Genomic DNA, 13,035 nt, shown 5'->3' with positions numbered 1-13,035 from the left:
GGCGGACTCCACTCGAACATAAAATCGATATCAAAGAAAAACTGAAACAATCGTGATTGTTGGCACACGTCGACAAGACCCTGCATTAGCCGAAAAGCCCCTGCACAAAAGGGGTGACGTGCGAACCGCTATCTGCGGTTATTACCCGCTGCGGATCCGGGGATCGCGATCGGGACCGGGGATCATAGCCTAAACTGAGAAAGAGATCTTGTGTTTCTCAACAGATTCTTCCCGATTTATCCACAGGAAGGATCGAAACCGGGTAAGTGTAATCGATCCTGCGGGGAGTGAAGCACGATTTCCGCCGCATATTGGAAAAATTAATGAGCTATGCCGCTTTTGGGCGGAAACGATCTAATAAAGATCCTTGCGGATCCTTGCGCTTTACCAGCCAGGCCGTATAATCCCCCACCCGGCGCGTAATGCCCGTTTTCGTCACGCGTCTCAGCTTATTTTTTGTGCGACGAGGTGCGAGAAATAAGGAAAGAGAATTGACTCCGGAGTGTACAATTATTACAATCCGGCCTCTTTAATCACCCACGCTGAGGCGTAAGTCGTTCGAAGTTCGTTCGGGTCTACGCAAAAGTCAGTGAATTTATTCAAGTTTAGGTAGAAATCGCCATGAAACGCACTTTTCAACCGTCTGTACTGAAGCGCAACCGTTCTCACGGCTTCCGTGCTCGTATGGCTACTAAAAATGGTCGTCAGGTTCTGGCACGTCGTCGTGCTAAAGGCCGCGCTCGTCTGACCGTTTCCAAGTAATAAAGCTAACCCTGCGTGGTTAAGCTCGCATTTCCCAGGGAGTTACGCTTGTTAACTCCCAGTCATTTCACTTTCGTCTTCCAGCAGCCACAACGGGCTGGCACGCCGCAAATCACCATCCTCGGCCGCCTGAATTCGCTGGGGCATCCCCGCATCGGTCTCACCGTCGCCAAGAAAAACGTGAAACGCGCACATGAACGCAATCGGATTAAACGTCTGACGCGTGAAAGTTTTCGTTTGCGTCAACATGAACTCCCGCCAATGGATTTCGTGGTGGTGGCGAAAAGAGGGGTTGCCGACCTCGATAACCGTGCTCTCTCGGAAGCGTTGGAAAAATTATGGCGCCGCCATTGTCGCCTGGCTCGCGGGTCCTGATCGGCCTGATTCGAGTTTATCAGCGCCTGATTAGTCCGCTACTCGGGCCGCATTGCCGTTTCACCCCAACCTGTTCTCAATACGGAATTGAGGCCTTACGCAGGTTTGGAGTGATAAAAGGCAGTTGGTTGACGATGAAACGCGTATTAAAATGCCACCCTTTACACCCTGGTGGTGACGATCCCGTCCCGCCTGGACCATTTGATACCAGAGAACACTAACGATGGATTCGCAACGCAATCTTCTTATCATCGCTTTGTTGTTCGTGTCTTTCATGATCTGGCAAGCCTGGGAGCAGGACAAAAATCCGCAGCCCCAGCAGCAGACCACGCAGACTACGACCACAGCAGCGGGTAGCGCCGCCGACCAGGGCGTACCGGCCAGTGGCCAGGGGAAACTGATTACGGTTAAAACCGACGTGCTTGAGCTGACTATCAACACCAACGGTGGCGATATTGAGCAGGCGCTGCTTCTGGCGTATCCAAAAACGCTGAAATCGACCGAACCGTTCCAGTTACTGGAAACCACGCCGCAGTTTGTCTACCAGGCGCAGAGCGGCTTAACCGGCCGTGACGGTCCGGATAACCCGGCAAATGGCCCGCGTCCGCTGTACAACGTCGATAAAGAGGCGTTTGTGCTGGCCGATGGCCAGGATGAGCTCGTTATCCCGCTGACCTACACCGATAAAGCCGGCAACGTCTTCACCAAATCCTTCACCCTGAAGCGCGGTGGCTATGCGGTGAACGTGGGTTACAGCGTGCAGAATGCCAGCGAGAAGCCTCTGGAAGTCTCGACCTTCGGTCAGCTGAAGCAGACCGCTGCGCTGCCGTCCAGTCGCGATACGCAGACCGGTGGCCTGTCCACGATGCATACTTTCCGTGGCGCCGCGTTCTCCACTGCGGATTCGAAATACGAAAAATATAAATTCGATACCATTCTGGATAACGAAAACCTGAACGTCAGCACCAAAAACGGTTGGGTTGCCATGCTGCAGCAGTACTTCACCACCGCATGGGTGCCGCGGAATAACGGGACGAATAACTTCTACACCGCCAACCTCGGCAACGGCGTTGTCGCTATTGGCTACAAATCGCAGCCGGTACTGGTGCAGCCAGGCCAGACCGACAAACTGCAGAGCACGCTGTGGGTCGGCCCGGCGATTCAGGACAAAATGGCTGCCGTTGCGCCGCACCTGGATCTGACCGTCGATTACGGCTGGCTGTGGTTCATCTCCCAACCGCTGTTCAAGCTGCTGAAATTCATCCACAGCTTCCTCGGCAACTGGGGCTTCTCGATCATCGTTATCACCTTTATCGTTCGTGGCATCATGTACCCGCTGACCAAAGCGCAGTACACCTCCATGGCGAAGATGCGCATGCTGCAGCCGAAGATTCAGGCCATGCGTGAGCGTCTGGGCGACGATAAACAACGTCAAAGCCAGGAAATGATGGCGCTGTATAAAGCGGAAAAAGTAAACCCGCTGGGCGGCTGCTTCCCGCTGATTATTCAGATGCCGATCTTCCTTGCGCTGTACTACATGCTGAGCGCCTCGGTTGAACTGCGTCATGCGCCGTTTATCCTGTGGATCCACGACCTGTCTGCTCAGGACCCGTACTACATCCTGCCGATCATCATGGGCGCGACCATGTTCTTCATCCAGAAGATGTCGCCGACCACCGTGACCGACCCGATGCAGCAGAAGATCATGACCTTTATGCCGGTCATCTTCACGGTGTTCTTCCTGTGGTTCCCGTCTGGCCTGGTGGTGTACTACATCGTCAGCAACCTGGTCACCATTATTCAGCAGCAGCTGATTTACCGTGGTCTGGAGAAGCGTGGCCTTCATAGCCGCGAGAAGAAGAAATCCTGATACTCTTCATTCTTCAAGCCGCAGATGCGTTGGCTTCATTAGTTCGCCCCAGTCACTTACTACCGTAAGCGCCTGGGGCCTCACTAACTAGCCGCCTTTCTGCAACTTGAATTATTTCGAGTATCTACGGTAGCGTTAATGCCAGAGAAGGCGGTCAATCGACCGCCTTTTTTACATCTACATAGAGAGTCACCATGAGCCATAACGACACTATCGTCGCCCAGGCAACCCCTCCGGGACGCGGTGGGGTGGGCATCCTGCGTATCTCCGGCCTTAAGGCGCGCGACGTCGCGCAGGCGGTACTCGGCAAGCTGCCGAAGCCGCGCTATGCCGACTACCTGCCGTTCAACGATGTTGACGGTACGCCGCTGGATCAGGGGATTGCGCTGTGGTTCCCCGGGCCGAACTCCTTTACCGGGGAAGATGTGCTTGAGCTGCAGGGCCACGGCGGCCCGGTCATTCTCGACCTGCTGCTCAAACGTATTCTGACCCTGCCGGGCCTGCGCATCGCCAGGCCGGGCGAATTCTCCGAGCGCGCGTTCCTTAACGACAAGCTCGATCTGGCGCAGGCTGAAGCCATCGCCGACCTTATCGACGCCAGCTCAGAACAGGCGGCGCGCTCGGCGCTGAACTCGCTGCAGGGGGCGTTCTCCGCGCGGGTGAATCATCTTGTGGAAGCGCTCACTCACCTGCGCATCTACGTGGAAGCGGCGATTGACTTCCCGGATGAAGAAATCGATTTCCTCTCCGATGGTAAAATTGAAGCCCAGCTGAACGAGGTGATGGCCGATCTCGACGCCGTCCGTGCTGAAGCTCGTCAGGGCAGTCTGCTGCGAGAAGGGATGAAGGTGGTGATCGCCGGGCGGCCAAATGCCGGTAAATCGAGCCTGCTGAACGCCCTGGCGGGCCGCGAAGCAGCAATCGTCACCGACATCGCCGGCACCACCCGCGACGTGCTGCGCGAGCATATCCATATCGACGGCATGCCGCTGCATATCATCGATACCGCGGGCCTGCGCGACGCCAATGATGAAGTGGAGCGTATCGGCATTGAACGCGCCTGGCAGGAGATTGCCCAGGCCGATCGGGTGCTGTTTATGGTCGACGGCACCACCACCAGCGCCGTTGACCCGGCGGAGATCTGGCCAGACTTTATCGAGCGCCTGCCTGCTAAACTGCCGATTACCGTGGTGCGCAATAAAGCCGATGTCACCGGCGAAGCGCTGGGTATCAGCGAAGTAAATGGCCACTCACTTATTCGCCTGTCGGCGCGTACCGGCGAAGGCGTGGAGGTGCTGCGTAACCATCTCAAACAGAGCATGGGCTTCGATACCAATATGGAAGGCGGCTTCCTCGCCCGCCGCCGTCACCTGCAGGCCCTGGAAGAGGCGGCGAATCATCTGCAGCAAGGCAAAGCCCAGCTGCTGGGCGCCTGGGCCGGGGAACTGCTGGCGGAAGAGCTGCGCCTCGCGCAGCAGGCGCTGAGCGAGATCACCGGGGAGTTCACTTCCGACGATCTGCTGGGCCGCATCTTCTCCAGCTTTTGCATCGGTAAGTAACCGTCAGTCCGTAAATGTTCACTAACCCGCATTAACGTCGCGTTAATGCGGGTTTTTTCTTGCCCTTTGCTGCGCAACGTTCTCTACTTTTATCTCTCTATTACCCTGAGGCTAAAGCATGACCGTTGAATATACCGTGATCGAGAAAGTGCCCTCCGCCGAAGCGTTTTGCCACCTGCGGGTGGCGGCGGGCATGTCGCCGCGCCCCCTGGAAGGCGCCAGAGCCGGACTGCCGCATAGCTGTTACGGCGTACATATCCTCTGGCAGGAGACGCCGATCGCGATGGGACGTATCGTCGGCGATGGCGCGATTAATTTCGATATTGTCGACGTCGCCGTCGATCCGGCTCACCAGGGAAAAGGCCTTGGCCGGCTGGTGATGGAGAAGCTGGTCGCCTGGCTGGACGCTAACGCTTTTGAGGGTGCCTACGTTACGCTGGTGGCGGATGTGCCTGAACTGTACGCGAAGTTCGGCTTCGAAAGCGTTCGGCCGGAGAGCGAGGGGATGGCCCGCGTCTGGCGAACCCGCAGTCGTTAGCTCGCATTTCCTGCCAGGAAAAGAGCGTTGTCCAAATGGCAACTCGTCTTGCGGCGCGTTCCTCACTATGCTGAACGCCATTCACATCGCGAGGATCCCATGACACGCTTTCTTCTCTGCAGCTTTGCCCTGGTTCTGCTCTATCCCTCCGGCATCGATATGTATCTCGTCGGCCTGCCGCGTATTGCGCAGGACCTGGGGGCCAGCGAGGCGCAATTACATATTGCCTTCTCAGTCTATCTGGCCGGAATGGCCTCCGCGATGCTGTTTGCTGGCCGCATCGCCGACCGTTCAGGGCGCAAGCCTGTCGCTATTGTAGGTGCAGCGATCTTTGTTATCGCCTCCCTGATCTGCGCGCAGGCGCACACCAGCAGCCACTTCCTCACCGGACGCTTTATCCAGGGGATCGGCGCCGGCAGCTGCTACGTGGTGGCTTTCGCTATCCTGCGCGATACGCTGGACGACCGTCGCCGCGCCAAGGTGCTGTCGTTGCTCAACGGCATCACCTGCATTATCCCCGTCCTGGCGCCGGTGCTTGGCCACCTGATTATGCTGAAATATCCGTGGCAGAGCCTGTTCTACACGATGACCGGCATGGGCGTCATGGTCGCTGTGCTGTCGGTCTTTATCCTGCGTGAAACGCGCCCGGCGGCGCCTCCGCAGACGGCATCACCGCAGCATGACGCTGGCGAATCGCTGCTGAACCGCTTTTTTCTTAGCCGTATTCTCATTACCACCCTTAGCGTGACGGCGATCCTGACCTACGTGAACGTCTCGCCGGTACTAATGATGGAAGAGATGGGGTTCGACCGGGGAACTTACTCAATGGCGATGGCTCTGATGGCGATGATCAGCATGGCGGTCTCCTTCTCAACGCCGTTCGCCCTGTCGCTGTTTACCCCCCGCACCTTAATGCTGACCTCACAGGTGCTGTTTCTGGCGGCAGGCGTGACGCTGAGCCTCGCCACTCGCCAGGCCGTTACCCTGATCGGGCTGGGCATGATTTGCGCCGGCTTCTCCGTTGGGTTCGGCGTCGCGATGAGCCAGGCGCTGGGGCCGTTCACGCTGCGCGCGGGCGTCGCCAGCTCGGTCCTCGGCATCGCGCAGGTGTGCGGTTCATCGCTGTGGATTTGGCTCGCCGCCATCATCGGACTCAGCGCAATGAATATGCTGATCGGGATACTCATTGCCTGTAGCATAGTGAGCCTTGTTTTGTTACTGGTCGTCATCACCCCGCCGCGGGTTGCGCAATACGATGAAGAAGCCGCTGTCGAGTCTTGATCTTAATTTACTCCTCTGCCTGCAGCTCCTGACCCAGGAGCTCAGCGTTACCCGTACGGCGAAGCGGATGAACATTTCGCCGTCAGCGGTGAGCAAGTCGCTGGCCAAACTGCGTGCCTGGTTTGACGATCCGCTGTTTGTCAAAACCCCGCTGGGCCTGGCGCCCACGCCGCTGGTCAGCAGCATGGAGCAGGATCTGGCGGACTGGATGCAGATGGGCAACCAGATCCTCGATAAACCGCACCATACCATGCCCAGCGGCCTCAAATTCGAACTGGCGGCGGAAGCGCCGCTGCTGATGATCCTGTTTAACACCCTCTCTCAGCGCATCTATCAGCGCTATCCGCAGGCATCGATTCGTTTGCGCAACTGGGACTACGACTCCCTGGACGCCATCATCCGCGGTGAGGTGGATATCGGCTTCTGCGGACGCGAAAGCCATCCGCAGTCGCGGGAGCTGCTAAGCCTGCTGCCGTGGTATATCGATTTTGATGTGCTGTTCACCGACCTGCCGCAGGTCTGGCTGCGCGCCGATCATCCGGCGCTCAGCGAAGAGTGGGATCTGGCGGCATTCTTACGCTATCCGCATATCACTATTTGCTGGGAACAACGCGATACCTGGGCCCTGGACGACGTACTGCAGGAGCTGGGCTATAAGCGTAACGTGGCGCTGACCGTGCCGGGGTTTGAGCAATCCCTCTTTATGGCCGCTCAGCCGCAGCATACGATGCTGGCCACCGCGCCGCGCTACTGCCAGCACTATAATCAGCAGCACCAGCTGCCGCTGGTCTCCCGGCCGCTCCCCCTGGAGACGCAGCATCTGGAAAAGCTGCGCGTTCCCTTCACCCTGCTATGGCATAAGCGCAACAGCTACAACCCGAAACTCGTCTGGCTGAGAGATACGTTAAAAGTACTCTATTCCGGTACGCTGTAAGCCTTGATTTAGGCCGATTCCCCCCTATTGCGCAAGAATTTGTAAAATTCAAACAAATTCTCTTTTCAAGGGGGGATTTCGGCATTAAAACCTGTTAATACCAGGCGATAATAGCGCCCACTTTCTTTACCCATGTCCATTACTCACGGAGCGACGTATGGCAACGCATTTTGCAAGAGGGATTCTCAGTACCGGGGAGCCGCTATCGACACGTTTGTCAGCGGCCTGTCATCAATCCGCACGTCTTCTCCCGACATATCGCCAGGCTCGCTTTTGCGCGTCGCGCTCGCTGCTTGCCGAGCTGCTGTTTATGCTATACGGCATCAGTGAGCTGCCTGAAATCATCAATGAAGCGAATGGCCGACCGGTTTTTAGCGATCGCCATCTTCCCCGCTTCTCTATCTCTTATACTGGTAATATCGTTGGTGTCGCGCTGACCACCGAGGGAGATTGCGGCCTCGACATGGAACTGCAGCGCACTGTCCGCAGCCACGACGCCGACAGACAAAATTTCAGTAACAACGAGAATCTGTGGATTAACATTCAACACGATCCGGACGAAGCGCGCAGCCAGCTGGTTGCGCTACGCCGAAGCGTGCTGAAACTGACGGGTGAAGCACCGGCTCAACTGCAACTGCTGCCGGGCTCTGGTCGCCTGCGTACCGCCGGCAGCCAGCCGATAGAAGCCATCTGTGATGCTGAATCACTGCTGGTTTGGTCGATTGCCGCAACCCCGAATATTGGCCCGCTGAAGGTCTGGGAATATGACGGTAAGGGGGGCGACTGGCACAGCCTGGCGGATGCCCAGCGGCGCGCGCAAGAACCCTCGGCGCGCCTGATGCGCTTTACCAGTTTACCCACGGAAAAAACCCTATCCCTCAATTAACCGGTCTCACCGGCATATCATGATAAAAAGGAGCAATCATGTCAGATACTTTGAAAGTGGTAACGTTACTCGGCAGCCTGCGTAAAGGGTCGTTTAATGGAATGGTCGCGCGTACCCTGCCTGGCATTGCGCCGGCTGGCATGGAAATCGCCGCGCTGCCGTCGATCGGTGATATTCCGCTATACGATGCCGATATGCAGGAGGAAGAGGGATTCCCGCAGCGCGTGCAGGATATTGCGCAACAGATCCGCGAGGCGGATGGCGTGGTGATTGTGACTCCCGAGTATAACTATTCCGTGCCTGGCGGCCTGAAAAACGCTATCGACTGGCTGTCACGCTTGCCCGAGCAGCCGCTGGCTGGCAAACCGGTTCTGATTCAAACCAGCTCAATGGGCGCCATCGGCGGCGCACGCTGCCAGTATCATCTGCGGCAGATTCTGGTCTTCCTCGATGCGATGGTGATGAATAAACCGGAATTTATGGGCGGAGTGATCCAGAACAAAGTGGATCCGCAGTCGGGTGAAGTGGTTGATCAAAGCACCCTCGACCATCTCCGCGGCCAGCTAACCGCCTTTGGCGACTTTATTCAGCGGGTTAAAGCATAAAAAAGCCCGGCAGCGATGCCGGGCTTTTTCATCATGCGTGCGGATCAATGCGCATCAATAAAGACAATTTTCAGCACAAACAGCAGCGAGACGATAACCACGCACGGGCTGAGCTCGCGCAGCCGGCCAGTACCGATCTTCATCACGCAATAAGAGATAAAGCCTAAGGCGATACCTTCGGTGATCGAGAAGCTAAACGGCATCATCACCGCGGTGATGAACGCTGGTACCGCCTCGGTCAGATCGTTCCACTTCACCCGCGCGAGGCTGGAAGTCATCAGCACGCCGACGTAAATCAACGCGCCCGCGGCGGCATAACCAGGAACCATTCCCGCCAGCGGAGAGAGGAAGATAACCAGCAGGAACAGGATACCGACGACAACGGCGGTGAGGCCGGTGCGCCCGCCCACGGAAACGCCGGAGGAAGATTCGATATAGGCCGTCACCGACGAGGTACCGATGAAGGAGCCTGCCACCGACGAGACGCTGTCGACAAACAGCGCTTGCTTCATGCGCGGGAATTTACCATTAGCATCCGCGAGACCCGCTTTATCCGTCACGCCGATCAGCGTCCCGGAGGAGTCAAACAGGTTGACCAGCATAAAAGAGAAGATCACGCCGGCCAGGCCCAGGTTCAGGGAACCCGCCAGATCGACCTGACCAATTACCGAGCTAACGCTCGGCGGCGCCGAGACGATTCCGGTGTAATGCACGTCGCCCAGCATCCAGCCCAGCAGGGTGGTCACGACGATAGAGACCAGGACCGCGGCGTGAATATTGCGCGACGCCAGAATCGCGATGATAAAGAAGCCCAGCACGCCCAGCAGTACGCTGTGGGAGGTTAAATGACCAATGCTGACCAGCGTTTCCGGATTGGCGACAATCACGCCGGCATTTTTCAGGCCCATCATGCCGATAAACAGACCGATACCGCTGGTGATCCCGACGCGCAGACTAAGCGGAATATTGGCGATCATCCAGTAACGTACGCGGAAGATGGTCAGCAGCAGCAGACCCACGGCGCCCCAGAAGATGGCGCCCATGCCCACCTGCCACGGCAGCCCCATCGCCTGCACCACCACAAAGGCGAAAAAGGCGTTCAGGCCCATCGCCGGCGCCAGGGCGACCGGCAGGTTCGCGAACAGACCCATCAGGATACTGCCGAAAGCGGCAATCAGACAGGTGGTCACAAACACGGCGCTGGTATCCATGCCCGCTACGCCAAGAATTTGTGGGTTAACAAAAACGATATACACCATCGTCAGGAACGTGGTGAAACCGGCGATGGCTTCGGTGCGCACCGTGGTGCCGTGCTCGCGCAGCTTAAATACGCGCTCCAGCAGACCCTGGCCAGAAGACTGGCTGGTTTGTTGTTGACTCATTATCGGTTTCCGAACGTAAGGAGGGAAAATTCGAGGCTATCCTATACCAAATTACGGCACCAGGCGCGGTTGTATGGTAATTTTTTTCATTTATTTTGCTTATACGGCAACGATTGCGTCGCGGCATTGGGCATTACGAAAACGTTAAACTTGTTAATATGGAAAGGCTATGACTCAACCAGAAGCAGTATTTTTTGACTGTGACGGCACGCTGGTCGACAGCGAGGTGATTTGCTCCCGCGCTTACGTTCACATGTTTCAGGAATTCGGCATTACGCTGGACCTGGCGGAGATTTTTAAGCGCTTCAAAGGGGTAAAGCTGTACGAAATTATCGACACCATCAACGCTGAGTATGGCGTTAACCTGCAAAAGGCCACCCTGGAGCCGATTTACCGGGCGGAAGTCGCTCGCCTGTTCGATAGCGAGCTGGAGGTGATTCCCGGAGCCCAGGCGCTGCTGGATGCAGTAAGCGTCCCGATGTGCGTGGTTTCCAATGGCCCGGTCAGTAAGATGCAACACTCGCTCGGACGCACCGGCCTGCTGCACCATTTTACTGACCGCTTGTACAGCGGCTACGATATTCAGCGCTGGAAACCCGATCCGGCACTGATGTTTCATGCGGCAGAAGCCATGCAGGTAAAAGCTGAAAACTGTATTCTGGTGGATGACTCCAGCGCCGGTGCTCAGTCGGGGATTGCCGCCGGCATGGAGGTGTTTTATTTCTGCGCCGATCCGCATAACCAGCCGATCGATCATCCCAAAGTGACGACCTTTACCGATCTGGCAGAGCTGCCGGCATTGTGGCAAGCGCGCGGCTGGGATATTACTCGTTAAGACCCGGCGTCGCTACGCTCGGCCGGGCTACGGTTGATCACAATGGTAGCCCCGCTGGTCAGCGGCTTTTTAGTGCTGCAATTCCGCCACTGCCGCCTTATCGGTAATAATCACCAGCGAAGGGTGCAATTTGAGCACTGAAGCCGGCACCTGCTCGCTGACCGGGCCTTCCACCACCTGCTTTAACGCGTGTGCTTTTGCGGCACCGCTGACAATCAGCAATAGATTTTTCGCCGCCATCACGCTTCTCGGCCCCATGGTGACATAGCTGTCCGGTACTGCCGAGATATCCCCGCCCATCTCGCTGTTAGCGACAAGAGCAATCATATCCCCGCGAATCGGCACTTCGAACGTCTGATCATGAAAGCGGGTGGTATTCGGCAAGTTGCCGCAAAAATGGCCGTCAGCCCCCAGCCCCAGCACCATCAGATCAAGGCCGCCAGCCTCTTCCAGCTGACGATCGTGCTGCGCAGCGTTGTCCAGCGTCAGCTTGTGAATGTTCTCTTCTTTGATCTGCGCCGGGGTAAAAAACAGCTGGCGCAGATTAGATATCGTGACGCCTTCTCGCGACTGGCCGCGAAAGGGGATCTCATCGAAGTTGTAATAGTGCACCCGATCATAGAATGCTTTGCCTTTCACGGCGGCGGTTAGATGCTCATACATCCGCTTTGGCGTACTCCCCGCCGTCACCGCCAGATTCACCCGCCGCGGCGCCGTGATATAGCCCAGAACATGATGGCTGGCGACCAGGCTCATCTCTTCATAATCTTCGGTCACAATCATTTTCATCTTGTCGTCCTTCACAAGCCAAAAACGGGGGCTGAAGGCCCCCTAACAGTTATTTAAACAGTTTCTGCACAAACTCGGCGTAGGCCGGGCGCCAGACGTCCATTTCATGGTTCAGGCCAGGATACGAGTGATAGTCGAAGTTAATCTTCTGTTTTTCCAGCTCGCTTTTCAGACCAGCAATGTCTTTACCGGTCACAGAATCTTTTTCTCCGACGACGACGGTAAAGTTGCGCAGTTGCTTATTGATCGCGTCAGGCTGCTTCAGTTGCGCTTCCACGCCGGCATTCGGCACCGTGGTAGTCGTGACGCCGCTAAAGGTGGCGAGCCAGCCAAAGCTCTCCAGATGATTCATTCCGGACACCAGCGCCTGATAACCACCTTGTGAGAGGCCCGCCAGCGCCCGGCCGTCGGCATCTTTACGCACGTTAAATCGGGCATCGATCAGCGGAATAATATCCTGCATGAGCTCTTTATCCGCCGCCTGCGCATTAAGTGGATAGAAGGTTTTGCGCCGCTCCTGCGGCGGGAAGTTTTCCGCTACCGCTTCCGGGATATCGGTTTCGGTATCCGGGACCACCACCAGCATCGGCTTAATCTTGCCCTCCGCCAGCAGGTTATCCATGATTTGCGGGATCCGCCCCTGATCGATGGCCGACAGGCCGCTGTCGCCAAAGCCATGATAGAAATAGAGCACCGGCAGCGGATCGCCGGTTCCGCTATATCCCGGCGGCGTCCAGACATAGAGACGACGTTCAGCGTTCAGTGCCTTCGAGTGATAGGTGAGGGTGCGCAGATCGCCATGTGCTACCGTCCGATCGTCAAGAATACTGCCCGGCACCAGAATCAAACTGGTGTTCACCTGGCGCTGCGGCTTCTGATAGCGGCTACCGGTATCTACCGAGCGGAAGCCATCCACATCGAAATAGTATTCATAGAGATTGGCTTTCATCGGCTCGCTTTTCCATGTCCAGACTCCGCCCGCTGCTTTGGTCATGTCGTGCGAGACAAAAGAGTCCGGCGTGGCGCCGGTGACTACCGAAACCCGCCGGGCATCAGGGGCAAACAGGCGGTAAGTGATACTTTTATCCGCGTTAACCTGGGTGATAAAGTGGCTCACCGGCAGGCCTGGGTCCGGCATCGCGGGTAATGGCGCCGCCTGAAGGGTAAATGCCGCGCCCGCCAGCGCCAGGGCGAAATAAAGGGCATGTCGTTTCATCGT

14 protein-coding genes are annotated in these 13,035 nt (G+C 56.9%); 11 read left to right on the top strand and 3 right to left on the bottom strand.

Annotated features, from left to right (window positions below):
- Positions 1-621: 621 nt before the first annotated feature.
- The 10 genes from rpmH (at position 622) to LGL98_RS25105 (ending at position 8,810) form a co-directional block, all read left to right on the top strand.
- Positions 622-762: a 50S ribosomal protein L34 gene (gene rpmH, locus LGL98_RS25150; protein WP_000831330.1), complete on the top strand. Its 141-nt coding sequence runs from the start codon at positions 622-624 to the stop codon at positions 760-762.
- 15 nt (positions 763-777) lie between these two features.
- Positions 778-1,137, top strand: a complete 360-nt coding sequence (rnpA, locus tag LGL98_RS25145; RefSeq protein WP_004151535.1) for a ribonuclease P protein component — start codon at positions 778-780, stop codon at positions 1,135-1,137.
- Positions 1,101-1,358, top strand: coding sequence for a membrane protein insertion efficiency factor YidD (gene yidD / locus LGL98_RS25140; protein WP_004151536.1), 258 nt, complete (start codon positions 1,101-1,103; stop codon positions 1,356-1,358). The genes rnpA and yidD overlap by 37 nt, the downstream gene beginning before the upstream one ends.
- A gap of 2 nt (positions 1,359-1,360) precedes the next feature.
- Positions 1,361-3,007, top strand: a complete 1,647-nt coding sequence (gene yidC / locus LGL98_RS25135) for a membrane protein insertase YidC (RefSeq protein WP_136031640.1) — start codon at positions 1,361-1,363, stop codon at positions 3,005-3,007.
- A 194-nt stretch (positions 3,008-3,201) separates the two neighbouring features.
- Entirely contained in the window at positions 3,202-4,566 is a 1,365-nt protein-coding gene (gene mnmE, locus LGL98_RS25130) for a tRNA uridine-5-carboxymethylaminomethyl(34) synthesis GTPase MnmE (RefSeq protein WP_021313053.1), read from the top strand.
- A 118-nt stretch (positions 4,567-4,684) separates the two neighbouring features.
- Positions 4,685-5,104, top strand: a complete 420-nt coding sequence (locus tag LGL98_RS25125; RefSeq protein WP_136031638.1) for a GNAT family N-acetyltransferase — start codon at positions 4,685-4,687, stop codon at positions 5,102-5,104.
- Positions 5,105-5,203: 99 nt separating this feature from the next.
- On the top strand, positions 5,204-6,385 hold the full coding sequence (locus tag LGL98_RS25120) for an MFS transporter (protein ID WP_136031636.1): 1,182 nt from the start codon (positions 5,204-5,206) through the stop codon (positions 6,383-6,385).
- Positions 6,360-7,319 (top strand): HTH-type transcriptional regulator YidZ, encoded by a 960-nt coding sequence (yidZ, locus tag LGL98_RS25115; RefSeq protein ID WP_136031634.1) that lies wholly within the window; start codon positions 6,360-6,362, stop codon positions 7,317-7,319. Before LGL98_RS25120 ends, yidZ begins: the two co-directional genes overlap by 26 nt.
- Before the next feature lie 310 nt (positions 7,320-7,629).
- Positions 7,630-8,205 (top strand): 4'-phosphopantetheinyl transferase family protein, encoded by a 576-nt coding sequence (locus LGL98_RS25110; RefSeq protein ID WP_168435296.1) that lies wholly within the window; start codon positions 7,630-7,632, stop codon positions 8,203-8,205.
- A gap of 38 nt (positions 8,206-8,243) precedes the next feature.
- On the top strand, positions 8,244-8,810 hold the full coding sequence (locus tag LGL98_RS25105; protein ID WP_136031630.1) for an NADPH-dependent FMN reductase: 567 nt from the start codon (positions 8,244-8,246) through the stop codon (positions 8,808-8,810).
- A 44-nt stretch (positions 8,811-8,854) separates the two neighbouring features.
- On the opposite strand, the gene LGL98_RS25100 is transcribed toward LGL98_RS25105, so the two are convergent.
- Positions 8,855-10,192: an NCS2 family permease gene (locus LGL98_RS25100; RefSeq protein ID WP_136031628.1), complete on the bottom strand. Its 1,338-nt coding sequence runs from the start codon at positions 10,190-10,192 to the stop codon at positions 8,855-8,857.
- A 169-nt stretch (positions 10,193-10,361) separates the two neighbouring features.
- Between LGL98_RS25100 and yieH the strand changes: the two genes are divergently transcribed.
- Positions 10,362-11,027, top strand: a complete 666-nt coding sequence (gene yieH / locus LGL98_RS25095; RefSeq protein WP_136031624.1) for a 6-phosphogluconate phosphatase — start codon at positions 10,362-10,364, stop codon at positions 11,025-11,027.
- 69 nt (positions 11,028-11,096) lie between these two features.
- Here the strand turns inward: yieH and LGL98_RS25090 are convergent, their stop codons facing one another.
- On the bottom strand, positions 11,097-11,816 hold the full coding sequence (locus tag LGL98_RS25090) for a glucosamine-6-phosphate deaminase (protein WP_136031623.1): 720 nt from the start codon (positions 11,814-11,816) through the stop codon (positions 11,097-11,099).
- Between the two features lie 49 nt (positions 11,817-11,865).
- The gene (locus LGL98_RS25085; protein ID WP_136031620.1) at positions 11,866-13,032 is read right to left on the bottom strand and encodes an esterase; all 1,167 of its coding nucleotides are present in this window, start codon (positions 13,030-13,032) and stop codon (positions 11,866-11,868) included.
- Positions 13,033-13,035: the final 3 nt, after the last annotated feature.

The organism is Klebsiella africana, assembly GCF_020526085.1.
Taxonomy (GTDB): Bacteria; Pseudomonadota; Gammaproteobacteria; order Enterobacterales; family Enterobacteriaceae; genus Klebsiella; species Klebsiella africana.
This window is presented reverse-complemented; position numbering and strand designations above follow the sequence as displayed.